Annotated in this window: 18 protein-coding genes; 8 read left to right on the plus strand and 10 right to left on the minus strand. The window is 69.9% G+C overall.

What is annotated here, in order from left to right; translation table 11 throughout:
• The first annotated feature begins 508 nt into the window (after positions 1-508).
• Entirely contained in the window at positions 509-1,825 is a 1,317-nt protein-coding gene (locus tag ABZT02_RS12685; RefSeq protein ID WP_356017143.1) for a chloride channel protein, read from the plus strand.
• A 57-nt stretch (positions 1,826-1,882) separates the two neighbouring features.
• Here ABZT02_RS12685 and ABZT02_RS12690 read toward each other — a convergent pair whose 3' ends face one another.
• The 4 genes from ABZT02_RS12690 to ABZT02_RS12705 form a co-directional block, all read right to left on the minus strand.
• The gene (locus tag ABZT02_RS12690) at positions 1,883-2,551 is read right to left on the minus strand and encodes a hypothetical protein (RefSeq protein WP_356016997.1); all 669 of its coding nucleotides are present in this window, start codon (positions 2,549-2,551) and stop codon (positions 1,883-1,885) included.
• Positions 2,552-2,903: 352 nt separating this feature from the next.
• Positions 2,904-4,682 (minus strand): cation:proton antiporter, encoded by a 1,779-nt coding sequence (locus ABZT02_RS12695; RefSeq protein WP_356016999.1) that lies wholly within the window; start codon positions 4,680-4,682, stop codon positions 2,904-2,906.
• Positions 4,683-4,841: 159 nt separating this feature from the next.
• Positions 4,842-5,762 carry an aldose 1-epimerase family protein gene (locus ABZT02_RS12700; protein ID WP_356017001.1) on the minus strand — a complete coding sequence of 307 codons (921 nt, stop codon included), beginning with the start codon at positions 5,760-5,762 and terminating at the stop codon, positions 4,842-4,844.
• A 228-nt stretch (positions 5,763-5,990) separates the two neighbouring features.
• A complete protein-coding gene (locus ABZT02_RS12705; protein WP_356017003.1) occupies positions 5,991-6,944 on the minus strand; it encodes a DUF389 domain-containing protein in 954 nt (317 codons plus the stop codon).
• Positions 6,945-7,294: 350 nt separating this feature from the next.
• On the opposite strand from ABZT02_RS12705, the gene ABZT02_RS12710 reads away from it, so the two are divergent.
• From ABZT02_RS12710 to ABZT02_RS12725, 4 genes are all read left to right on the plus strand, one after another.
• Positions 7,295-9,115 carry a glycoside hydrolase family 15 protein gene (locus ABZT02_RS12710; protein WP_356017005.1) on the plus strand — a complete coding sequence of 607 codons (1,821 nt, stop codon included), beginning with the start codon at positions 7,295-7,297 and terminating at the stop codon, positions 9,113-9,115.
• Between the two features lie 3 nt (positions 9,116-9,118).
• Positions 9,119-10,063 (plus strand): cyclase family protein, encoded by a 945-nt coding sequence (locus ABZT02_RS12715; protein WP_356017007.1) that lies wholly within the window; start codon positions 9,119-9,121, stop codon positions 10,061-10,063.
• The gene (locus ABZT02_RS12720) at positions 10,060-10,575 is read left to right on the plus strand and encodes a gluconokinase (protein WP_356017009.1); all 516 of its coding nucleotides are present in this window, start codon (positions 10,060-10,062) and stop codon (positions 10,573-10,575) included. Before ABZT02_RS12715 ends, ABZT02_RS12720 begins: the two co-directional genes overlap by 4 nt.
• A gap of 172 nt (positions 10,576-10,747) precedes the next feature.
• Positions 10,748-12,328 carry a GMC family oxidoreductase gene (locus ABZT02_RS12725; protein ID WP_356017011.1) on the plus strand — a complete coding sequence of 527 codons (1,581 nt, stop codon included), beginning with the start codon at positions 10,748-10,750 and terminating at the stop codon, positions 12,326-12,328.
• A gap of 37 nt (positions 12,329-12,365) precedes the next feature.
• On the opposite strand, the gene ABZT02_RS12730 is transcribed toward ABZT02_RS12725, so the two are convergent.
• The 5 genes from ABZT02_RS12730 to ABZT02_RS12750 all read right to left on the minus strand — a co-directional run bounded on the left by ABZT02_RS12730 (position 12,366) and on the right by ABZT02_RS12750 (position 18,836).
• Complete coding sequence (locus ABZT02_RS12730; RefSeq protein ID WP_356017013.1) at positions 12,366-13,406, minus strand: cytochrome d ubiquinol oxidase subunit II; 1,041 nt, start codon at positions 13,404-13,406, stop codon at positions 12,366-12,368.
• Positions 13,406-14,893, minus strand: coding sequence for a cytochrome ubiquinol oxidase subunit I (locus ABZT02_RS12735; protein ID WP_356017015.1), 1,488 nt, complete (start codon positions 14,891-14,893; stop codon positions 13,406-13,408). Before ABZT02_RS12735 ends, ABZT02_RS12730 begins: the two co-directional genes overlap by 1 nt.
• A gap of 67 nt (positions 14,894-14,960) precedes the next feature.
• Positions 14,961-16,298 (minus strand): NAD(P)/FAD-dependent oxidoreductase, encoded by a 1,338-nt coding sequence (locus ABZT02_RS12740; RefSeq protein WP_356017017.1) that lies wholly within the window; start codon positions 16,296-16,298, stop codon positions 14,961-14,963.
• Positions 16,299-16,304: 6 nt separating this feature from the next.
• Positions 16,305-17,114, minus strand: a complete 810-nt coding sequence (locus tag ABZT02_RS12745) for an SDR family oxidoreductase (protein WP_356017145.1) — start codon at positions 17,112-17,114, stop codon at positions 16,305-16,307.
• Positions 17,115-17,870: 756 nt separating this feature from the next.
• A complete protein-coding gene (locus tag ABZT02_RS12750; protein WP_356017019.1) occupies positions 17,871-18,836 on the minus strand; it encodes a TauD/TfdA family dioxygenase in 966 nt (321 codons plus the stop codon).
• A gap of 77 nt (positions 18,837-18,913) precedes the next feature.
• Here ABZT02_RS12750 and ABZT02_RS12755 point away from each other — a divergent pair, with 77 nt between their 5' ends.
• Positions 18,914-19,540 (plus strand): hypothetical protein, encoded by a 627-nt coding sequence (locus tag ABZT02_RS12755; protein ID WP_356017021.1) that lies wholly within the window; start codon positions 18,914-18,916, stop codon positions 19,538-19,540.
• On the opposite strand, the gene ABZT02_RS12760 is transcribed toward ABZT02_RS12755, so the two are convergent.
• Entirely contained in the window at positions 19,530-21,068 is a 1,539-nt protein-coding gene (locus ABZT02_RS12760; protein WP_356017023.1) for a glycoside hydrolase family 32 protein, read from the minus strand. The genes ABZT02_RS12755 and ABZT02_RS12760 overlap by 11 nt on opposite strands.
• A 159-nt stretch (positions 21,069-21,227) precedes the next feature.
• Between ABZT02_RS12760 and ABZT02_RS12765 the strand changes: the two genes are divergently transcribed.
• Positions 21,228-22,637: an extracellular solute-binding protein gene (locus ABZT02_RS12765; RefSeq protein ID WP_356017025.1), complete on the plus strand. Its 1,410-nt coding sequence runs from the start codon at positions 21,228-21,230 to the stop codon at positions 22,635-22,637.
• Positions 22,634-23,590, plus strand: a complete 957-nt coding sequence (locus ABZT02_RS12770; RefSeq protein ID WP_356017027.1) for a sugar ABC transporter permease — start codon at positions 22,634-22,636, stop codon at positions 23,588-23,590. The genes ABZT02_RS12765 and ABZT02_RS12770 overlap by 4 nt, the downstream gene beginning before the upstream one ends.
• Positions 23,591-23,594: the final 4 nt, after the last annotated feature.

A 23,594-nucleotide genomic window follows, 5' to 3' on the forward strand; every position in this document is an offset into this window, starting at 1 on the left:
AGGGGCTGCTGAGGCGGTGGAGGGTCGGCTACGGCCGGTGGTCCGGGACGTCGTCCGACCGTCAGTTCCGCTGCTGCGGACCGAGTTGCCGCCGGTGCACGTAATGATCGCCGCGCGCCTTCTCGGATGCAGGAAGGTACGGCGCCCGCGCGCCCTCCCCGAAGTGGCCACATACGGCACGGCACGGCACCGGCTCGCTGTCCGCCCGTGACACCGAGCGCGGCTGCGGACAGGCGCACCGGGCTTCCCGGCTGCGACGGCCCACCAGTGGACGCTCAACTGACGGACTGCGCCGTTCGTTTCTCTGCGCTGCGGTCCATCCGGTGGGGCTTTGAACCATTTTCGCGGGCCTAGTAGCGATATGGAGCGATCTGCTGGGTAACCTCGCGCTGCTACTGGCCCAATCGTCTCCAGCAGACTCAGGAGAAGCGCCATCACTGAGCAGAAGTCCGGTGAGTCTGGGACCGCTCCGGGAAACCAGCCCCAAGAAGCCGACCAGTTGAGGAACATGCTGCGCCGACCGGAGTACCGGCGGGTGTTGGTGTTCTGCGCCTTGATCGGGATCCCGGTGTCGTTGGTCGCGTTCTGGTTCCTCGTCCTGCTCCATGAGCTGGAGAACCTGATCTGGGCGGACTGGCCGCACGATCTCGGGTGGACGGATCCACCGTGGTGGTGGCCCGTTCCCCTGGCTCTGGTGTCAGGCGCGGTCGTCGCCCTGGTCGTCCTGCGGTTTCCGGGCCGAGGAGGACACGTTCCGGCGGCGGGCCTGCACTCCGGAGAGGCGTCGAAAGCCACGGTTCCCGGTGTGGTCCTCGCCGCGTTGGCCAGCCTGCCGCTGGGCGCCGTTCTCGGGCCGGAGGCACCGCTGATCGCCCTCGGCGGCGGTCTGGCGCTGGCTTGCCGGGATCTCGTACGCGCTCCGGCGACCGAGGCGAGCACCGCGCTGCTCGGTGCAGCCGGTGCAGCGGCAGCCATCGCCGCGATCTTCGGCAGTCCGCTGGTGGCGGCCGTGATGCTCATGGAGGTGGCGGGGGTCGGCGGACCGCAACTGTTCGCCGTCATGCTGCCCGCCCTGCTGTCCAGCGGAATCGGCGCCATCGTGTTCACCGGCTTCGGCCACTGGACGGGGCTGAAGACCGGGAGCCTCAGCATCGGGCTGCCGGCTCCGCCTCTCCTCGACACCGGGGACGTGGTGTGGTCGGCGCTGATGGCGCTCATCATCGGGGCGGCCGTCCACTGGATCATGGTGGGCGGGCGGATCGCCGCGCGCTTCGTCATCGCGCATCCGTTGCGCAACACAGTGGTCTGCGCACTCGGCGCGGCGGGCTGCGCGGCTCTCTACGCAGTCATCACCGGCCGTTCGCCGGCCGAGGTCTCCCTTTCCGGCCAGGCCGCCCTGGCGCAACTCGCCGGACACCCCCATGCGTGGTCGGTCGGCAGTTTGTTGGCGGTCCTGGCGTTCAAGGGCGTCGCGTACGCGCTCTGTCTGGGAAGCCTTCGCGGCGGTCCGACCTTCCCCTCCTTGTTCCTGGGCGGAGCGGTGGGCGTCCTGCTGTCACCCCTGCCGGGACTCGGCGTCGTAGCGGCCATGGCGGCGGGTATGGCGGCGGGTATGGCGGCCGCGTGCGCCGCCGCGCTGCGGCTGCCCGTCAGTACGGTGGTGCTGGTCGTCCTCGTCGTGGGCAACTCGGAAACGGTGCCCGTGATCGTGCTGGCCGCCGTGGTGTCGTTCGTGACCACAGAGCTGCTGCCACAGGGACCGGGGATTCCTGCGTTCAGGCCGCGAGTCGGTCGAGCACGTCGTCCAGCGTCACCGCGGCCGTGACGAGAGAGACCGGGTGTTGCGCATGAAGCCTCTGCGTATGGGACCGGGGGAGAGAAATCATGACGCAACGACAGGTCCGGGCCTTCCCCGGAGACTGGCCATGAGGATGTGCAGGCTGACGACAAGTGCCCACATGGGGAAGACCAGCTCGGACCAGGCGACAGTGCCCGACAGGAGCAGCAGAGTCAGGGCGACGAGATAGCCGACAACGGAAAGCCAGCGCGGGAGGACTCCGAGCCGTTGCCCGATGGTGGAGGTCGAGAAGGTGAAGACCGCGGCCATCCGCATCGCGTAGGTCGTCAGAAGGGTGTAGGTCACGTGACGGCCGAATGACCACCCTTGCAGTTCGGGGCCGGCCCCGGACACATCGGCCGTGACCAGTAGGCCGCCGGCCGCCGCTGCGGCGCCGAAAAGAGTCGCCACGAACAGCAGACCGCTGCCCAGGAAGACCATGGCGAAGAACTGGTCCTCGGCCTCCCCGATGCGCGCGCGCACCGCGCCCATGAACCACAGGAAGAAGATGCCGGCGAAGGGAACGAGGTTGAGCGCCGTCTGTACGGTACGCCGACGCGAGGGATCGGTGATCCAGGCGTTGCCCACATTGCCGGGCGCGTCCGGCACCGCTACGCGGACCAGGACGATGGCCGTGCCGAGGAGCAGGGCGAAAAGGATCCCCACCAGTCCTGCGGCTCGTGGAGTGCGCAGCGCCTGAAGCTTCCTCTCCATGGGCGTCTTCGCTTCCTCTCCCGGCCTGTGTGTCCCCGTCCGGTGACGGTCTCTTCCCGGTCCGGTGGCGGTGTCGGTGGGCAAGCCCGGAGGGCGCGGGGGCCGCCCGGCGCGTCACCGATCGGACGGGCGGGGCGATGCGGTCTCGCCCGGACGCCCGGCGGGCGGCTGAGACCAGCAAGCACCGGTGGACGTCGACGTGCCACTGGGACTGTCCATGCGGGTGACGTGTGCGGGGGCGGCAGACGAACTTCCCACCAGTGAGTCGGGCCGTTTGAGCCACGGTCCCCGGTACGGCCCGCAGGCCCCGCTGGGAACGACACGCTTCGGGCGGCGGCAGCCGACGGCCTGCCTACCCCGGCGGACTCTCGGTCCCCCGTCGGCTCGGGGCCAGCAGGACGACCGTGTCCCCCGGCCGCGGCAGTGGTGTACTGCCTCCCGTGACCGGATCGAGGCGGCCGTCGCGGCGTACGAGGAACAGCAGATCGCTGCCGGGCGGTAGGGGCTCTCCGGCGGGCTGCCCGAGAACAGCCGCCCCCTCCTCGTACCGGTGAGCGAACGTCGGCCAGGTCAGATCCGGGCCGAACAGAACCTCGCCGCCGATGAACGGCGCCACCGCGCCGTGGCTGTCGGCCGGTTCGTTGAGGCGGTGGACCGTACCCTCCACGCTGCCTCGCAGAAGCACCGCCGCCAGTGCGTTGAAGTCGTCTTCGGCCGTGAGGAAGTACACCGCCGTGATGCCCTCCAGCTCGGCGGCCTCACCCGTGGCGGCGCCCAGCAGCTCACCGGGAGCAAGTTCGACTCCCGCCTGCCGGATACGTTCGCGCTGTTCCTCTTCCCCCGCCCACATCAGCACCTCCAGCCCAGCCGACTTCAGGGCCACGCCCAGGTCGACCACCCAGGGGTCACCGCCGACGAGCAGGGGCCGCGAGCGGGACAGGCGCACGACGCCCAGGCGCCGGGCGACGGGCGAGGCGGTCAGGCCGTAGAGCGTCACTGTCGCGACGATGACCACGAACGTGGCCGGAAGGATCTTCGACGCACCACCGATCCCTTGCGCCACCAGGCCGGCCGAGAACGTCGAAGCCGTGGCGGCCGCGACGATGCCGCGCGGCGCCATCCAGCCGATGAAGCGCCGCTCACCGCCTGTCAGGTCGGTGCCGACGGTGGACACCAGCGCGACCAGCGGCCTGACGACCAGTACCAGAAAGGCGGCGAGCCCAAGCGCGGGGAGCCACACATGGCGCAGCGAGTGCGGGGTGACGGTGGCCGAGATCGAGATGAAGAGCAGGCCGAGGATCAGACTGACCAGGGTCTCGAAGAAGGGCCGACGCGCGGGTACGTCCATGCTGGGGAGGTTGGCCACGGCCAGGCCCATCACCACGGCGGCGATGAGCCCCGTGTCTTCGCGCAGGACGTCGCAGAACGCCGCCACACCGATCACCGCGGCAAGCTGCGCCGTGGTGCCGAGGACCTCGCCGAGCCGCAGCACCCGGAACAGCACCCACAGCAGAGCCGCCCCGGCCGCTCCTCCGGCCACTCCGATGCCCATGCTGGCGGTGAAGCGCTCCATGCCACTGCCGAGGTGGTGGCGGGAGCTCGCCACGACCGCGTGATAGACCAGTGCGCCCAGGACACCGCCGACCGGATCGATGAGGGAACCCTCCCAGATCAGGATGCGTTGGAGCCGGTCCTTCGGTCGTACGAAGCTGAGCAGCGGTCCGACGACCGTCGGCCCCGAGACCACGAGGATCGCGCCGAGCATGAGGGCCGCCCGCCTGGAGATGTCCAGCAGCGGCGCGGCGAGGAGCGTGCCGAGCAGCCCGGTGATCAGGACGCCGAACCAGAGCAGCCGGACGACGACGCTGCGGGTGTGGCCCTTCAGCCTCGCCAGGTCCAGCCCGAGGCCGGCGTCGTAGAGGATCACGGCGACGGCCAGCGACACCAGCGGTGAGAACGCCGCTCCCAGCAGTTGCTCGGGGTCGATGTCGTCGATCAGCGCGCCGGCGGTGAAGCCGACCGGCAGCAGGACGATGAGGGCGGGGATGCTCAGGCGGTCGGCCAGAATCTGCGATCCGACGGCCAGGACCAGGATCAGGCCCACACCGATGAGCACCTGGTTCGTCGTCACAAGTGGCCCTTTCGATGCGTGGTGGTGGGAGGGCGAGGCGGCGGTGGTGATCCCGGCCTGCACGATCACGGCAGCGGCTGCGGCGAGTCCCCAGGAGGTCCGCGTTGCGTGATGGACCTCGGCCCGATGAAGTTCAGGTCGGGGACCGTGAGGGCGCTGTCATTCTTCCCACGGTGTGATCCCCCAGCGAACGGTGTGCTGCTCGCCGGGGTCGAGGGTGACCAGCCCGGTGCCGCTGCGGAATGCGTCAGGCGGGCAGGTCATGGGCTCGACGGCGACCGCACGACGGCGCTCCTCCGGCGGGAGGGTGTCGCCGGTGTAGAGCTGCACGTAGTCGGCGCCTTCGCCGAGCCACACGTCCGTACCGAACGCACCCGACGGATGGGCCAGGCGCACCACGGCACGGCCGTCCGCGTCCCGGTCGAGGTCGCCGAACGGAGTGTCCAGCCGGAGCGCGCCGACAGCTCGTGGCGTACGCAGGTCGTACTCGGTCCCGGCGACCGGCTCGACGGCCACCGGCAGGCCGCGCTGATCAGTACGCAGCCATGTGCGTGCGGGCACGGTCAGCACCGCCTGGTCGACGGCGGCGGTGCCCGCGGTGACGTAGGGATGCTGGCCGAAGCCGTAGGGCGCGGCGCTCGAGTCGAGGTTACGTGCGGTGACGGCGACTTCGAGCCCGCTCTCGCCCAGCGCGTACTCGGCGCGGACGCGGAGGTGGAACGGGTAGCCCGGCTGCGGCCACAGCGGAACCTCCAGGACGGCGCGGCTGTCGCTCGCCTCCACGACCCGCCACGCCACCCACCGGAGGAGCCCGTGGATGGCGTTACCGCCGGCCGGCTCATCGAGCGGCAGCTGCAGATCCTGCCCGTCCCAGGAGTATCGGCCGTCGCGGATCCGGTTGGGCCACGGCACCAGGATCTGGCCGCGCCCACCCGTGATCGGGTCCTGTTCGGCGAATCCGTCGACCACGGTGCGTTCACCGACCGCGTACGACCGCAGGGCCGCTCCCAGTTCGACGATGACGGCACGGTGTGTGCCGTGACGGAGGGTCAGTTGCCTTCCGGTTCGGCTCTCCTGCACGCGTGGCCTCCTCGGTCCGCCCGGCCGGCGTCCTCGGACGCCGATGTGGTGGTGGCCTGCGCCACCGTCCCTCCCGTCGGGAGCGTGCGGCCCCTCGTGGACCGGTCAAGCGCAACACGTTCTGTCCGCGCGATCCCCGGGCAGGTTCGCCCGCCGGGGCCACCGGATGTGGCGGGCGGCGGTCGACGCACGGGCTCCCGTGGCGTCTCCCGTACGGGGACGGCGGCGTCACCCGCTGCCCGGACGCCTGCTGCGAAGGCCGATGCGCCGCCAGGCAGCGCGTTGGAATTTGATCATCAGTACGCCCACCAGGATCAGCAGCACGATGTTGAGCAGAAGTTGGACCAGGGATCCGCGCGCCTCGCTCCAGCTGGAGAACGCGCAGGAGACTCCGATGTCGGCGGCGGCCGGGATGGTGGTCACCGAGATGAAGACGCCGAGCAGCGCGCTCGTTCTGGCCTGGGTCAGCGACATGATCCCGACGATGCCGGCCAGCACCGCGACGACGACGGAGAAGACGTTGGGGGCGTCGATCAGCGTGGAGACCGGCCTGAAGCCCTGCTCGAACGCCTTGGGTTGGAGGTCGAGACCCCGGATCGCCCACGAGAACAGCAAGGTCACCAGGACGGCCAGCAGGAATCCCACGGTCAGGGCGAACAAGCCCTGCCGGACCCTGGTGCCGTTGCCGCGGTCGATGCCCAGCGCGACGCTGGTGATGGCACCGTACTCCGGTCCTACGACCATCGCGGCGACGATCAGAATCTGGGAGTTGGTGATGATGCCCACCGCCCCGATGACGCCTGCGATGACCAGGTAGATGTAGAAGCTCGGCCGGTAGGTGCCCTCGGTGCGAATGCGCGCTTCGACCTCTTCCCAGACCGGCGCGTGCGCGAGCGCCCCGAGTTGCTGCTGCTCCGCCGCGGCTGCGGCGCCGGAGAAGGCCATCTCGACCTGCTCGATGACGATGGATCCGCGACGTTCGAGTTCCAGCTCGCGCAGACCGCGCAGCACGCCGTTCGCCGCCCCCGCCAGGATGTCGCACACGATCGCGTCGCCGTCGGGGTTGCGTGCCAGTTCGGGTAGGACGACCAGGTTGAAGACAAAGCGGTCGTCGGTCAGCAGCCCGACCGCCCGGGGGGTGAGATCAGGGGGGCTCACCAGCCGGACGTGGATCATCTCCATACTTCACGACCTCCATCGCTCGGCCGACGGACCCGCCGAGACGCCGCGGCGCACGAGAACCGGGCTTTCTGCCTACGATCGACCGACTCCAGCCAGTAACGCCCGACGGGCAGGGGTCGGCAAGCCGGGCGCCCCGTGCACCTCAAGCGCCACCGGGCATCCGCCGCCCGGCCAGGACCCGTTGCTCAGGCCGACCTGCGACACCGTTGCGCCGTCGGAGTGGCTGGTGCCAGTCAGTGGGTGTCGTCACCGGTTGCAGTGGGCGAGCGCCGTGGACCGTTCCGACGCGCAGGGACCACCCGAGTGGCCGATAGTGGACGTAGGGGTCTACCCGAGATTTCGGAGCTGTCATGGACCGCTACCCTCCCATCGCCGAACACGGCCTGGTGGGCGACCTGCAGACCGCCGCGCTCGTCTCGTCGCAGGGTGTCGTGGACTGGTTCGCCGCTCCCCGGTTCGACTCGCCCAGCATCTTCGCCGCCCTGCTCGACCACGACGGCGGCGGTTACCTGCGGCTGGCCCCCGAGCACCCCGACGCGGCCTGCAAACAGCTCTACTATCCCGACACGGCCATATTGGTGACCCGCTTCATGTCACCGGACGGGGTGGGTGAGGTGGTCGACTTCATGCCTCCCGACCGGACTCGCACCGCCACCGACCGTCACACCCTGATACGCCTCGTACGTGCCGTGCGGGGCACCGTCGACTTCGCGCTCGAATGCCGGCCGCGCTTCGACTACGGCCGCGCCGAGCACCAGCTGGAACTCGACGAGAACACCGGCCTGTTCCGGTCCCCGGGGATGGACGCGCACCTGCAGGCCACCTTCCCGCTGGAGCGGGACGGCGAGGACGTACGTGGCAGGGTGACGCTGAAGGCCGGCGAGTCAGGCGGCGCCGTGTTCACCGTCTGCGCGTCCGGAGGCGAGGCACCCGCGCCCCTCACCGTCGACGGGCTCACCGCACAGCTCGACGACACCAGCCTCTTCTGGCAGGCATGGTTGCGCCAGTCCCGCTACCGGGGCCGCTGGCCCGAGCTGGTGCACCGCTCCGTCATCACCCTCAAGCTCCTCACCTACGCACCCACCGGCGCCCTCATCGCGGCGGCCACCATGGGTCTGCCCGAGCAGGTCGGCGGAGAGCGCAACTGGGACTACCGGTTCACCTGGGTGCGCGACAGCGCGCTGTCCGTGCGCGCCATGCTGGACCTCGGATTCGCCGAGGAGGCCACCGCATTCCTCCACTGGCTGGTCGAGAGGCTGCAGGAGCGCGAAGGGAAGGAAGAAGAGCCGCTGCAGACGATGTACCGGGTCGACGGCAACCCCGACCTGCCCGAGGAGACACTCGAACACTTCGAGGGCTACCGCGGCTCCTCCCCTGTCCGCATCGGCAACGGAGCCGCCGACCAGCTCCAGCTGGACATCTACGGTGAGGCCCTCTACGCGTTGTCTCAGGGCCGCGCGATCGCGCAGCAGGCCACCTACCGGGGATGGAAGACTCTGACCAGGACACTGGACTGGTTCGCCGAAGCCTGGGACCGGCCGGACGAGGGCATCTGGGAGACCCGCGGCGGCCGCCAGGACTTCACCTACAGCCGGGTGATGTCCTGGGCCGCCTTCGACCACGGGCTGAGCCTGGCCGAGCACTTCCGCAGGCCCGCCGACGTGGAGAAGTGGCGCAGCGCCAGGGACGCCATCCTGGAGCAGGTCATGGAACGCGGCTGGAGCGAGCAGGAGGGCGCCTTCGTCCAGCACTACGGCGGCGACGTCCTGGACGCTTCGCTGCTGCTCATGCCAAGGGTCCAGTTCATCGCCCCCAAGGACCCGGCCTGGCTCTCCACGCTCGACGCGATGGACCGCAAGCTCGTGTCCGACAGCCTCGTCTACCGCTACGACCCGGCGGCATCGCCGGACGGGCTGCGCGGCTCGGAGGGCACCTTCAGTCTGTGCACCTTCCTCTACGTCGACGCCCTGGCCCTGGCGGGACGGCTGTCCCAGGCCCGCTACACCTTCGAGAAGATGCAGACGTACGCCAACCACGTCGGGCTCTTCGCCGAGGAGATCGGTCCGAGCGGGGAGCAACTGGGCAACTTCCCCCAGGCGTTCACCCATCTGTCACTCATCATGGCGGCCACCACCCTCGACGAGGCGCTCGACGCCGAGCAGGGACGCTGACCCATGGTCACCCGTGCCCGTCCGGCAGGACCGCCGCGGCTTAGCGAGGACGAGTTCGGCGTGCTGTACCGGCGCCTGCTCTCGCGCGCCGCCTGGGCCTCGGGAGACCGGGGAGCTCTGGACGCACTCACTCCTGCCCGAGTCGTGGCCGCCACCCAGGAGGTACGGACCGGCCGCACGGTGACGCTCGCCGCGCCGGTGGAGACGCTGCCCGGCCCGGACAATCCGGAGCCCGCGAGGCACCGGATGAGCGGGCAGCCGGGCGAAGACGCCGCCGGCGGGCTCCACTTCGCGCGGGACAGGTTCGCGATGAACGTGCACGGTGACGCCGACAGCCATATCGACGCCCTGTGCCATGTGATCTACGACGGCACGCTGCACGGTGGCGTGTCCGCGAGCAGTGTCACGGCGGACGGGGCCACGACGCTCACCATCGAGGCGGCACGCGACGGGATCGCCGGACGCGGCGTGTTGCTGGACATCCCGCGGCTGCGCGGCGTGCCCTGGCTCGAACCGGGTGACCACGTGACCGCCGACGACCTCGCCGCGGCCGAGACAGCCCAACGCCTCCGCGTGGGAGAGGGCGACCTCCTCTTCGTCAGGGTGGGCCACCGCCGACGCCGCGCCGAACTCGGCCCGTGGCACGCGGCACGTGAGCGCGCAGGGCTCCACCCGTCCGCGCTGGAGTTTCTGGCCGACCGGCGGGTCGCCGTTCTCGGGGGCGACGGGAACAACGACACCGCCCCGAGTTCCACCGAGGGCATCGAGTTCCCCGTGCATGTCCTGGCGGTGCATGCCATGGGCCTTCACCTGCTGGACTACCTGCAGTTCGAGGACCTGGCACCGGTCTGCGAGGCGGAAGGACGCTGGTCCTTCCTCTGCGTGATCGCCCCGCTCAGGCTGCCGGACGCCACCGGCTCACCGGTCAACCCGATCGCCGTCCTGTGATTCCGGTGCCCACGGTCGTGGTCGTCATGGGCGTCTCGGGTTCGGGCAAGTCCACCGTAGGACGACTGCTCGCCCAGCGGCTCGCGGTCCCTTTTCTGGAGGCGGACGACCTCCATCCGGCCGCGAACCGCGCCAAGATGGCCGCGGGCCACCCACTCGACGACGAGGACCGCCGGCCCTGGCTGTTGTCCATCGCCGAATGGATCCGGGCGGCAACCGACGCCGGCCGGGGCGGGGTGGTGGCGTGTTCGGCCCTCAAGCACGAGTACCGGCGTCTGTTTCTTGGTGCGGGCGCAGGCTTGTGGTTCCTGTATCTGGCGCTCGACCGCGGGACAGCCGGCCGACGGGTCGCAGGCCGTGCGGGCCATTTCATGCCCGCCCGGCTGGTGGACTCCCAGTACGCCACCCTCGAACCGCTGCGGTCGGACGAACCCGGCCTGACCGTCGACGCGGTGACCGACCCGCAGACCATCGTCGACCAAGTGGTGCGCGCCGTCCGGGCAACGAGGTGACCGCGCATGCTCGACTCCGTCCGGTCGCCGCCCCTCGTCCCACCCGATAGTTTGGTAATTGGCGCTGAATGTCCCGATTGCGCGAGTGTCCGTCCGGAACAGCACAGCCCGGAGGCCCCTGGACGGGCGCTACGGCCAGGACAGCCGACGACTCCTAGAACGGGACCCCCTCATGGCCGACGATCAGCACTACGACGTCATCATCATCGGTACGGGAGCGGGCGGCGGTACGCTCGCCCACCGGCTGGCCCCCACCGGCAAGCGGGTCCTGATCCTGGAACGCGGCGGCTACCTGCCACGGGAGCGGGACAACTGGGACTCCACCGCCGTCTTCGTCAAGGGCAAGTACCGTGCACCGGAGTTCTGGTACGACAAGCACGGAAACCAGTTCCCCCCGGAGGTCAACTACTACGTCGGCGGCAACACCAAGTTCTACGGCGCCGCGCTCTTCCGGCTCCGGCCCGAGGACTTCGGCGAACTGCGCCACCACGATGGGATATCTCCGGCGTGGCCGATCCGCTACGAGGATCTGGAGCCGTACTACACCCAGGCCGAGCACCTCTACCTGGTGCACGGCCGGCATGGTGAGGATCCCACCGCAGGGCCGACCAGCGCGCAGTATGCCTACCCGCCGGTCGAGCACGAGGCGCGTATCCAGCAGCTCAGCGACGATCTGGGGAAAGTCGGCCTGCACCCCTTCCACCTGCCGATCGGTGTGAACCTGGCCCAGGACGAGAACGGCCTGGCCACCCACGACAGCGTCTGCATCCGCTGCGACCGGGTCGACGGCTTCCCCTGCCTGGTGGGCGCCAAGTCCGACGCGCAGGTGATCTGCGTCGACCCGGCGCTGAAGTACGACAACGTCACGATGGTGACCGACGCGAACGTGCGGCGCCTGGAGACCGACCCGACCGGACGCACCGTCACCAACGTCGTCGCAGAGTTCAAGAACGGAGCGACCGAGCAATTCAGCGCCGACATCGTGGTGGTCGCCGCCGGAGCGGTCAACTCCGCCGTCCTGCTGCTGCGTTCGGCCAACGACAAGCACCCCGGCGGCCTGGCCAACAGCTCGGACGTGGTGGGACGCCACTACATGCGTCACAACAACCTGGCGCTGATGGCGGTGTCGAAAGAGCCGAACCCCACCAGGTTCCAGAAGACCCTGGCGCTGAACGACTGGTACCTGGGCGCGGACGACTGGGAGTATCCGCTCGGCGGCATCCAGATGCTCGGCAAGTCCGACGCCGACCAGATCCATGGCGAGGCGCCACGCTGGGCCGGCGCTGTCATGCCCGACATGCCCTTCGAAATACTGGCGCACCATGCCGTCGACTTCTGGCTGTGCGGCGAGGACCTCCCCCTGCCCGAGAGCCGGGTCACCCTCGACAAGGACGACGCCATCCACCTGTCCCTCGACGAGAAGAACAACATCGCCGGGTTGAAGCGCCTCCAGCACAAGCTGCGGGGGATGCTCGGGCACCTGGGTATGCACGAGCACCACCTGCTCGATCACAGCATCTATCTGCACAAGGGCATGCCGATCGGCGCCACCGCGCACCAGGCCGGCACCGTGCGGTTCGGCGACGACCCGCGAAGTTCGGCCCTCGACGTCAACTGCAAGGCCCACGACCTCGACAACCTCTACGTCGTGGACACCAGCTTCTTCCCCAGCATCGGCGCGGTGAACCCGTCACTGACCGCCATCGCCAACGCCCTGCGGGTGGGCGACCACATCGCCGACCGGTTGAGCTGACGAGGACTCCGTCGCTCGGTGAACCGGCTGAGCGCAGCTACAGGTTGTCGCCGGGCGCCCCGGCGGCCCGGGTATCGGCGTCGGTCAGTTCCTCCAGCTCACCCATCGTGTCGAGCCGGTAGAGCAGCACCAGCGCCGGACCGACCAGCACGATCGCGATGCCCGTGACGATCACCAGCCAGCGCAGGGTGTGGGCGGCCCCGGCCGCCTCGGTCACCGTCAGGGAGGTGGGCAACAAGTAGGGCCGCTGCGCGCAGCCCCAGGCGCCGACGACCAGCGCGACGCTCGCCACCGAGGTGTACCGGGACCCACCGTACGACCGGCGCCACAGAAGCAGCACCGTGGCCAGACCACACGCCGCGGCCAGAATGATCAGCAGCAACCCCAGGCCCCCGGTGAGGCCGTCCCAGACGTACCGGGCGTCGTCGTGGGTGACGGGCAGGGCGATGAGTGCGAGGACGACGACCGCGGCGAAGGCGGTCATCGCCCGCGCTCGAAAGTAGTTGACGAGGTCGTCGGCGCCGAACCGCAGGGCGTCGGAACAGAGGAAGACCGCCCCGAGGAACGCGGTGGCGGCGATGGCCAGCAGTCCCACGAGGACGGAGGTTCCATTGGCCCAGGCGTCCGCGGAGGCGATCGTGCCGGGCTTGACCCGACCGGAGGCGATGCCGCCGAGCACCGCCCCCAGGAAGAACGGTGTGAGCAGCGACGAGATGGCGAAGACCGCGCCGTAGATCCGTTGTTGGGCCAGGCGGCGGGTCGGCTTGCGCAGGGCGAAGCCGGCGCCGCGGAGAACCAGGCCGACAGCGGCCAGGGCGAGCGGCAGCCACATCGCGGAGAAGACGGCCTGGAACATCGTCGGGAAGCCGGTCCACATGATGACCAGGACGAAGATCAACCAGACGTTGTTGGCCTCCCAGACCGGTGCCATGGCGTGGTCGATCAGCCAGCGTGGCCGCTTGCCGCGCTCCGCGCCGCCGGCCAGGAGGTCCCAGAAGCCCGCACCGTAGTCGGTGCCTCCGGCGCAGGCGTAGGCGGCGATCGCGAGCACCAGCACCCATGCGATGAAGTCGGCCATCACGACTCACCGCCGGAGGTGTGGCCGGACCCGCCACCGGGCGCGGCCCCGGAGGTTGTGGGCTCGGGCTCGCTTCTGGGCCCGTACGGGGTGTCGGTCTCCGGCGGCAGTTCAGCGCGCGCGGCGGCTGAGCCCTCGTCAGCGATGCGCCAGCGGATGCGCATCTTCAGGACGACCGCGAGGAACGCGCCGAAAACGGCCACGTACACGACCATGACGACACCGAGCATCGCCCACAACGATCCAGCACGTGTGCTGGTCACCGCCTCCGAGACCCTCATGTGGTGGTAGACGATCCAGGGCTGACGGCCGACCTCCGTGGTGATCCACCCACACTCGACGGTGACCAGGCACGCGACTCCCGCGAGTGCGGCGCAGCGGTAGAACCAGCGGCTGCCGGGGTTGTCCCGATGCCGCCACCAGGACCAGGCGTACCAGAGCGCGAGCAGGATCAGCACACTGCCGATGGTGACCATGATGTCGAAGGCCCAGTGGGCGATGGTGGCCTGGACGGCGGTGGGGCGGTCGGCGGCCGGCACCGACGTCAGCCCGGTCACCTGGGTGCTGGGCTTGAAGCCGGCGAGGATCGAGTCCAGTTGGGGGATCTTGAGTCCGCCGGAGATCGTCCCGTCACTGTTCAGCCGTCCGAACATGTACTCCGGTACGTGCGTGTCGGTCTTCCAGACGATCTCCGTGGCGGCGAACTTGATCGGCTGCTTGTGAAAGACGGCGCGAGCGACGGAGTCGCCGAGCACGAACTGGACCGGAGTGAGGATCGCGGCCACCGTGAACGGCACGGTGAAGCCGAGCCGGTGGTAGCGGTCACGGCGCCCGCGCAGCCAACCGACCGCGTACACACCGGCGACCACGTAGCCGGCGGTGAGGAGCATCGCGACCACGAAGTGCCAGTACTCAGGGCCGAACATCGGTGTGAAGATCGCCTGTTGCACGTTGACGTGGATCGGCTTGCCCTGGGCGTCCAGGCGGAACCCCTGCGGAGTGTTCATCCAGGAGTTGGCCGCGACGATGCCGAACGCCCCCATCAGTGCGGCCAGTGGCAGCGGCACGGCGAGCCAGAAGTGTGTCCAGGGCTTGAGCCGACGCCAGCCGTAGAGGTAGATGGCGATCAGGACGGCCTCCAGGAAGAACGCCCACGCCTCGACGCCGAAGCCGAGGCCGAAGACGTCTCCCCAGCGCCCCATCATGCCGGGCCACAGCAGGCCGAACTCGAAGGACAGCACGGTGCCGGTGATGATGCCGATGGCGAACTGGACCGCCATTACCGCCGACCAGCGCCGAGCGAGTGTGAGGGCGACGGGGTCGTTGCGGCGGAGCGCCCGGTGGTGCATGAGCAACGTGATGAACGGCAGCGCCACGCCGAACGGGACCAGCAGAATGTGCGAGGCCAGGGTGAAGGCCATCAGCTCTCGGGCTGGCAGGAGTTGGGCCGGGGTGCTGTTCGCCAGAAGGGCAGCGGTGCTGAGCATGTACGCCTCGATGGTCTGCCGTGCGGGGGGTGACGGGACTGACGGGGGGACGTCGGCGGGGGCGTTCTCACGAAGGCGGAGGCACCTTCGGCCTGGCTGCCCGGGCCGCCGACACTTCGGTGTCGGGCATGGTGAAGGCGCGTTCGCGGCGCGAACCGGTGGCGAAGGCGACGGACCAGCTGAGCACCGCTCCGAGCCTGCTGCGGAAGCCGGTGAGGAAGGCCAGGTGAATGAAGAGCCAGGCAAGCCAGCCGGTGAAGCCCGACAGATGCAGCGGGCCGGCCTTGACCACGGCCTGGCCGCGGGCGATGTAGGCGGCACTGCCGAGATCCACGTACTTGAAGGGCTTCGGCTGTTTCGTCCTGCCTTCGACGGCGTGGCGCACACTCCGGCCCGCGTACGCACCCGACTGCATGGCGACCTCGGCCAGGCCCGGCAGTTTGTTCAGACTCATCACGTCGCCCGTGACGCGGATCTCCGGACGGCCGGGGACGGTGAGGTCGGGTTCGACCAGGATGCGTCCGGCCCGGTCCTGTTCGGCGCCGGTTGCCCGGGCCAGCGCGGCCGCGATCGGCGGTGCTTCGACGCCCGCCGTCCACAGCACGGTGCGTGCGCCGAACCAGGTCGTCCTGCCGTCGCGGTCTCGTACCGTCAGGCCGTGGGCGTCGATGTCGGTGACCATCGTGCCCAGGTGGAGCTCCACACCGAGCCCCTGCAGGGTTCGGGCCGCGCGGTGGGCCAGCGGAGGTCCGAACGCACCGAGCACCCCGTCGGACCCCTCGAAGAGCAGCACCCGGGCCTTGGCGGAGTCGATCCTCCGGAACTCCCGGTCGAGCGTGTGGCCGGCGATTTCCCGGATCTGTCCGGCGAGTTCGACACCGGTCGGCCCGCCGCCGACGAGCGCGAAGGTGAGCCACCGCTTTCGTTCCCGGTCGTTCGCCGCCGTTTCGGCCATCTCGAAGGCCCGGTAGATCCGTCTGCGGATGTCCAGCGCGTCGTCCAGGGTCTTCATGCCGGGGGCGTGCGCGGCGAACTCGTCGTTCCCGAAGTAGGACTGCCGCATGCCCACCGCGACGATCAGATCGTCGTACGGCAGCACGACGGCTCCGCCCTCGGGGCGCCGGGCGTGCACCAGCCGGGCGCCGACATCCACGTCGGTGGCTTCGGCGAGCACGCACCTCACGTTGTGGTGGCGCCGCAGGACCCCCCGGAGCGGCTGTGCGATCTGCCCCTCGGACAGGATCCCGGAGGCGCACTGGTACAGCAGCGGCTGGAAGAGATGGTGGGCGCGGCGGTCGACCACGGTCACCGCGACCGGTGACTTCCGCAGGGCACGGGCGGCGAACAGCCCCGCGAACCCTCCGCCGAGGATCACCACCCGGCGGGGCGTGATGTGATCCTGCATCCGAGATCAGCCTCCGGTGGCGAAGCCGGGAAAAAGCGTCATTCCGCCGTCGACGTAGAGGGTGGTGCCGACGACGTAGTCGAGCAGATCGGACGCCACGGCGACCACGGCGTTGGCGATGTCGTCCGGGTCGCCCACGCGGCGGTACGGAATCAGGCGCAGGAGGTCGGCCTCGGCCTCGGGGGTGGACCAGGCGTCGCGGTTGATCGGTGTGCGGATGGCACCGGGCGCCACGGCGTTGACCCTGATCCGCTTCGGGGCCAGCTCCTGGGCCAGGGTCTGCATCAGCATGCCCACGCCGCCCTTGGAGGAGGCGTAGTTCACGTGCCCCGACCACGGGACGATCTGGTGGACCGAGCTCATGCAGATGATCTTTCCCGCCGAACGGGAGACCTCCTCGACCACACCGCGCCGGATGAACTCCTTGGCGGCCTCCCGCGCGCACAGGAACTGGCCCGTCAGGTTGACGTCGATGACCTTCTGCCACTGGGCGAGGGTCATCTCCGTCACGGCTGCGTCCCGTTGGAGGCCCGCGTTGGCCACCATGATGTCGATCGTGCCGAACTCCTCGACCATGCGCGCGACCATGGCGGTCACCTGGCCCTCGTCGGACACGTCGGCCTCGTGGGCGTAGGCGCGGACGCCGAAGCTCTCGATCTCCTTGACGACGTTTTCAGCATCCTCGGCGCCGACGACGTAGTTCACCACGACGTCCGCTCCGGCCCGGCCCAGGGCGATGGCGGTCGCCAGGCCGATGCCCGAGTTGGCGCCGGTCACCAGCGCCTTCTGGCCCCTGAGAAGCTGCGCGGACACCATCCCGCGGTTCTCGTTGACGTTTCCTGCCACCACGCTCTCTCCTTCTGCGTTCGGAGGGTCGCCCTCAAGGACCGGGCGACACGCAGGAGGAAGGCTGGGCGTGGGCCGACCCGTCAGGACAGATACGGAGCCGTCGCATACCCGGCCACCAGACGAAAGCACCCTGCGCCCCGGATGGGACAGACCGGCGCGCAACGCAGCCCTACTTCGGCCGGGCACGTCACACGGTCGGTCTACGAGCCGCCGGGTCACCGGCCGTGCGGGACAGCTGTACGGTCGGCTCTCCGGCCCGCCCGGGCCCTCGCCCCGCAGCTCAATGTCTTCCTGACCAGCGGCTTCCGGCCTGCGTGACGCTTCCCCGACCAGGGGTACGACCACGGCAAGTACCCCGTGGCCCGGACCGACGGATCACGGCACCCCCGGGCCGCCCGAACCTCGCGCCCCCTGCGGGGGAGGTGCGCAACACGGCCACCAACGCCAGCGGACCGGATCACGGGCAGCCCGAGCCGCCCGAACCCGCGCCCCCGTGACGGCGGCCTGTCCCGCACCGCCACTCACCCGAACGGACCGGAGCACCCCCAACCAACCCGAGCCACCCCACCGACAGCCGGACCGACAGCCAGGCCGACCTCGCGGTCGGCCGTCCGAGCGGACCGGATCACCGGCGCCTCGAACCTCCGAACCCGTCCGCCCGTGACGCCTCTCCAACCCGACCCACGCCTCACCACCCCACCCGCGTCAACAACGCCCCCACGGTCACCACCGCCCCACCTCGCTCCCCGTGACCCCCTCCGACGGCCCCCCGTCCACCCCCACCGGCACGTCCCCCGCCAGCATCACCCGGTGCATGGTCCGGGGGAAGCCGAGGTGGGCGTTGTCGCCGGGGGCCAGGTGGATGGTGGCGCGGTTGTCCCAGAAGGCGACGCTGCCCGGCTCCCAGCGGAAGCGGACCGTGTATTCGGGGCGGACCGCCTGTTCGAGGAGCATGTCGAGGATCGCCCGGCTCTCGGCGCGGGAGAGGTCGGCGATCTGCTCGACGTAGTAGCCGTTGACGTAGAGGATCCGCTCCCCCGTCTCGGGATGGACCCGCACCAGCGGGTGCAGGGAGGCCACCTGGTGGTCCAGGAGGTGCCGGACGTAGGCGTCGTCGCCAGGGCGGGGCTGGTAGCCGACGCCGAGCCGGTGCTCCACGCGCAGTCCGTCGACGAACTCCCTCATCGGGGCCGACAGTCCGGCGTAGGCGGCCGCGAGGTTGGACCACTGCGTGTCGCCGCCGTACGGCGGGACGGTCTCGGCGCGCAGGATCGTCGCGGCGGGCGGGTCGATCCGCGCCCCGTGGTCGCAGTGCCAGCCGCGCAGCAGGGTGTGCCGGCGGCGTTGCAGCCACTCCTCGTGCTCCATGCCGAACTTCCCGCCCAGTTCCAGCCGGTCGGCGGTCGTCTCGACCTCGGGGAAGTCCGCGGGCGAGGCGCTGCCGCGCTTGCGCAGGACGACCGGTTCGCCGAACCTCCGGGCGAAGGCGACGTGCCCGGTGTGATCGAGCTTCTGCCCGCGGAAGAACACCACCTTCCAGCGCAGCACCGCGGCGCGGATCGCGGCGACCACCGAGTCGTCGAGGTCACTCGACAGGTCGACTCCCGTGATCTCGGCCCCGATGTGCCCGGCCACCGGGTTCACCTCGATGCCCGCGTCCCGCTCCGCCGTGCCCTTGTCCGTCGTCATGCGTGCTCCGTTGATCGCCGGCATCTGTCCGTGGTCCGTGCCCCGGTGGGCACGTCACGCATGGTTGACTGCCCAGCGTGGCCACACCCTCAACTCCCCAGGAGCCCGGTGCCTTCGTACGGCGGCTGCCGACAGGCGAACGGCTGCCCCTGCCCGCCGACTCGGTGGCCGACTGGGAGACCTTCCCCTTCGAGGGCGACCTCCGGGTGAAGCCCCTGCACCCACCTGTCCTGCCCGAGCCCGACCGCTCCGGCGAGGACGGGCCCGAGAAGTGCCGTACCTGCCTCAAACCGGTGACGGAAGCCCTCTGGGCCGACGACCACTGGCGGCTCGACGCGGTCGGCACCGAGTCCCGGCTCCCGGCGGCCGTGATGCTGCAACCGCGCGGCCACTACGACCTGTGCGATCTCCCCGCCGAACAGGCGGCCGAGCTCGGCCCCGTCCTGCAGCGGGCCGAGCGGGCGGTCCTCGGCCTCGACGGCGTCGCCCGCGTCCACGTCAACCGCTGGGGCGACGGCGCCGCCCACCTCCACTTCTGGCTCCTCGCCCGGCCCGCGGGGTTGCTGCAGCTCCGCGGGACCTTCCTCTCCGTGTGGGAGGAACTCCTGCCGCCCGTCCCCGACGAGGAGCGACGACAGGCCCACCGGCAGATCGCCGCCGCCCTGGCCGCGGACGGCGGCACCGCCCACGCCCTCAGACCCTGAACTCCCGTATCACCACGTTCTCGAACACCACCGTGCCGTCGATCGAGAACAGTGCGACGCCCTGGTCGATCAGATACGGGAACACCTCCGAGGAGTGCACATACCGGCCGTCGTCGACGAACATCTCGACCGACGTGCGGTCCACGAGAATCCGCAGCCTCACCCTGCCCCCGGAGAAGGGGCTGTGGCTCTCCTGCCACCGGCCGGTCGCATCCGGGTTCACGGTGCCACGCCGGTTGAGGAAGGCGTAGTCGCCGTAGACGCCGGCGTCGATGTGCCGGCCCCCGTCCGGGGAACGGCGCAACTGAACGCCTGCGCCCGGGAGTTGCCCCCGGTCGAACTCGCAGGTGAGCTCATAGGCGGTGCCCCGGTAGCCAAGGACGCGCGTCCCGTTGACCTCCAGGTCGCCGAGGTCCACCGTGCGGGAGACGTGGTCGTGCAGCGCGGCCACCGGCTGTGAGGCCAGGTAGTACACCCCGGAGGAGTCCCGCTTCAGCGTCATCTCGCGCACGATCGAGTCGGTGCCGTCGAAGCCGTCGCAGTCGATGGTCGGCGTGACGTTCGCGTAGTCCCAGTTGTTCAGCCACCCGATCGCACAGCGTGCCCGCTCGTCGAGCGTGCCGTCCGTGTCCCGCTTCTCGAAGGTGACGGCGCCGTACCAGTCCCAGCCGTGGTCGAGCCACTGCGGTTCGGGGGCGTCGGCCGTGAAGGCCGTGCCGTCGAAGGAACCCGTCCAGTACGCGTACGTGTTCGGCAGCCCCGCGCCCTTCCCGTTGGCGCTCGCCCCCAGCACCCACTTCACCGTGCCGTCCGAGGCCGTCAGCCGGAACAGGTCGGGGCATTCCAGCACCCCGATCCCGTCCTTGACGAAGCCGCTCACGTACCTCCAGGTTTTGAGGTCGGGCGAGTGGTAGAAGCCGATCTTGTTGTTCTCGGCGAGCGCCATCACCCACCGGCCGCGCTCCTCGTCCCGGATCACCTTGGGATCCCGGAAGTCGCGCACCCCCGGGTTCGGAAGCACGGGATCGGTGCCGTGGTTGGTGAACGTACGGCCGCCGTCGGTGGACCAGTACAGGTACTGCGCCTGATCCGCGTCCCCGTCGTGCGGGGACATGGTGGCGAGGACGACGACCGCGCCCGCCCCGAAGCCCGCGGTGTTGCCGGTGTCGACGACGGCGGAGCCGGACCAGACGTCCCCGTTGACCGTCGTGTTCTTCGGTACGGCCACTCCCCGGTCCGTGAAGGAGACCAGGTCCGTGCTGGTGGCCAGCCGCCAGGCGGTGCCCGCGACGCCTGTCGTCCAGTCGGCGTTGTAGAGGTAGTAGTAGTGGTACTCCCCGTCGATCCACACCGGCCGCTGAGGGTCGTTCTTCCACTGGTCGGGGACCGTGAAGTGGTACTCGGCCCGGTAACTCGCGCAGGTGGCAGCCGACTGGGGCCCCGCTGCGACCGGCCCCGCGGGCAGTACCGCGGCCGCGGCCCCCACGGCCGATCCAGTGAACAGCGCTCTTCTGGAGATCTCGCCCATCACACCTCGTTCCTCTCGTGGAAACGGCGGCTCACGGGATCAGGACTCTGGGACCTAACTCGTTAAAGGTCAAGTGTTCGCGGGCCTTGACAGGGCCGCGGCCCGCTTTCCATCATCTGGGGCATCAGACACTGGCTAACACGAGTTAGGCCCTGTTGGATGACCGACTCGCACCTCACCCGCCGCACCCTCATGCGGTACGGCGCCTACGGCGCGGGCGCCGCCGCGCTCGCCGGTACCGCCGCCAGTTGGGACCGGCTCACCGGAGCCGACATCCCCGGCCGCGACGACGGCTCCCTCGTCGTCGCCACCCTCGGCCCCGCCTACGGCCCGGAGGCGATCCGCACGCTCACCGAGGGCTTCAAGAAGGTCCACCCCGACATCAAGCTGCGCGTCAACGCGGTGCAGGCCACCGACTGGTCGGACTTCTTCGCGAAGATCCTCACCCAGATCGCGGCGGGCACCGCCCCCGACCTCGTCTATGTCGCCACCGAGGGCGTCCAGCTCTTCGCGCAGCGCCTCGGCGTCGCCCTCGACAAGTGGGTCAAGCGGGACGCGGCCGAACTGCGCGAGTACTTCGCCGACGTCCACCCCTCGCTGGTGGAGTCGATGATGTACGAGGGCAGCCTCTACCAACTGCCGGTCGAGTTCAACGCGGCCGACATGTACCTGAACAGCCAGGTGCTGAAGCGGGCGGGCGCGGGTTTCCCGGCGGCCGACTGGACCCGCGACGACTTCACCGAACTCCTGCGGGACATGAAGAAGTCCAGCGGCTCGCAGTTCACGCCGTACTTCTGGACCAACCGCCTGTGGGGCGGGGTCGTCCCGTGGCTGTTCGCCAACGGCACCAATCTGCTCGCCGAGTCGAAGGCGCCGGGCGGGGCGTGGCTGTGGGACAACTTCTACCCGAGCGCCGAGCGCCGGGGCCGTGGGGGCGGGTTCCGGTGGACCACCCCGCAGGCCACGGACGCGCGCGTCGAGGAGTCGTACGACTATCTCGCCTCCCTGATCCAGGAGGACCTGTGCACCCGCCCCGAGGGCGGCAACGGCCAGAACCTCATCGGGGTGTTCTCCACCGGCCGGGTCGGCGTGACCCCCGCCGGCGGCTTCTGGGCGGGCGGTCTGCACCTCGCCGGCATGCGGCCCGGCAGCTTCGACGTGCAGTACTTCCCCCGCTGGCGCACCCAGCGCATGCAGTTCGGGGCCGCCGGCTACGCGCTGCTGCGCACCTCGAAGAAGCAGGACGAGGCGTGGGAGTTCATCAAGTTCGCGGCCCGCAGGGACACCCTGATGCGGCTGTTCGAGACCAACCAGACGACCCCCGCCCGCCGTTCGATGCTGACCGCGGACCGCTACCGGGAGATGGGGCCGAAGCACTGGCAGGTCTTCTACGACACCCTCGACAAGTTCCCCGACACCGGGCCGATCCCCGCGCCGCCGCAGGTCGCCGAGGTCGAGCAGGTGCTGCTCAAGCACACCGGGACCGCCCTGGCCTCCCGGCGCTCGGTGGGCCCCGCGCTGCGCCGGATGCAGAGCGATCTGGAGAAGGCCATGGAGCGTGACGTATGACGAACACCCAGATTCCCGCCGTACGACCGTCACGGCCCACGGCCGCCCCCGCCACCGCAGCCGCGCGGCCCTCGGCCCGTGACCGGGGCACCCGGCTGCTGGCCACGCTGTTCCTGGCGCCCACCATCGTCGGCATCGTGATCTTCACGGTGGTGCCGATCGTCGGCTCGGTCGTGCTGAGCCTCTTCCACTGGAACGTGATCGATTCCCCGAGCTGGGCCGGGGCCGCCAACTACCGTGAGGTGTTCAGCGATTCGACCGTCCTGGTCTCCTTCCGCAACACGCTCGTCTTCATGGTGCTCGCGGTGGCGCTCCAGCTCCTGATCGCCCTGACCCTGGCGCTCGCGGTGAACGGGCGGATGCCGGTGTGGCTGCGCTCGGTGTTCCGCTCCGCGTTCTTCTTCCCGCTGGTGCTGTCGGCGGCGTCGATCTCGGTGGTGATGAAGTACCTGTTCAACCAGGATTTCGGGGTCGTGAACTGGGTGCTCGGGCAGGTCGGGATCGCGCCGGTGCCATGGCTGACGTCCGAGAACTCGGCGATGGCGGCGGTGATCCTGGTCTATGTCTGGCAGCAGTTCGGCTTCTCGTTCCTGCTGTTCGTGGGCGGGCTCAACAACATCCCCAAGGAGATCCACGAGGCGGCCTCCCTCGACGGGGCGACCGGGCTGCGCAAGCACCTGCACGTGACGCTGCCGCTGCTGTCGCCGACCCTGCTGGTGGCGACCGTGGTCGGGGTCATCAACGCGCTCCAGGTCTTCGAGCAGCCGTACGTCCTGACCAACGGCGGGCCGGGCGACTCCACCCGCACCGTCGTGATGGTCATCTACGAGTCGGCGTTCGAGCAGCTGCGCTTCGGCGAGGCGTCCGCGGTGGGCGTGCTGCTCTTCGTGCTGATCATGGCGGTCACCGCCCTCCAGTTCCGGCTCAGCCGGCGTTTCGTCCACTACCAGTGAGCCG

It is taken from the genome of Streptomyces sp. NPDC005402 (genome assembly GCF_040606575.1).
Lineage (GTDB): Bacteria > Actinomycetota > Actinomycetes > Streptomycetales > Streptomycetaceae > Streptomyces.

Coding starts and splice junctions, on each gene's coding strand:
- ABZT02_RS12685 (WP_356017143.1), top strand. CDS start 509: ATGCTGCGCCGACCGGAGTACCGGCGGGTGTTGGTGTTCTGCGCCTTG.
- ABZT02_RS12690 (WP_356016997.1), bottom strand. CDS start 2,551: ATGGAGAGGAAGCTTCAGGCGCTGCGCACTCCACGAGCCGCAGGACTG.
- ABZT02_RS12705 (WP_356017003.1), bottom strand. CDS start 6,944: ATGGAGATGATCCACGTCCGGCTGGTGAGCCCCCCTGATCTCACCCCC.
- ABZT02_RS12710 (WP_356017005.1), top strand. CDS start 7,295: ATGGACCGCTACCCTCCCATCGCCGAACACGGCCTGGTGGGCGACCTG.
- ABZT02_RS12715 (WP_356017007.1), top strand. CDS start 9,119: ATGGTCACCCGTGCCCGTCCGGCAGGACCGCCGCGGCTTAGCGAGGAC.
- ABZT02_RS12725 (WP_356017011.1), top strand. CDS start 10,748: ATGGCCGACGATCAGCACTACGACGTCATCATCATCGGTACGGGAGCG.
- ABZT02_RS12730 (WP_356017013.1), bottom strand. CDS start 13,406: ATGGCCGACTTCATCGCATGGGTGCTGGTGCTCGCGATCGCCGCCTAC.
- ABZT02_RS12735 (WP_356017015.1), bottom strand. CDS start 14,893: ATGCTCAGCACCGCTGCCCTTCTGGCGAACAGCACCCCGGCCCAACTC.
- ABZT02_RS12740 (WP_356017017.1), bottom strand. CDS start 16,298: ATGCAGGATCACATCACGCCCCGCCGGGTGGTGATCCTCGGCGGAGGG.
- ABZT02_RS12745 (WP_356017145.1), bottom strand. CDS start 17,114: ATGGTGTCCGCGCAGCTTCTCAGGGGCCAGAAGGCGCTGGTGACCGGC.
- ABZT02_RS12750 (WP_356017019.1), bottom strand. CDS start 18,836: ATGACGACGGACAAGGGCACGGCGGAGCGGGACGCGGGCATCGAGGTG.
- ABZT02_RS12760 (WP_356017023.1), bottom strand. CDS start 21,068: ATGGGCGAGATCTCCAGAAGAGCGCTGTTCACTGGATCGGCCGTGGGG.
- ABZT02_RS12765 (WP_356017025.1), top strand. CDS start 21,228: ATGACCGACTCGCACCTCACCCGCCGCACCCTCATGCGGTACGGCGCC.
- ABZT02_RS12770 (WP_356017027.1), top strand. CDS start 22,634: ATGACGAACACCCAGATTCCCGCCGTACGACCGTCACGGCCCACGGCC.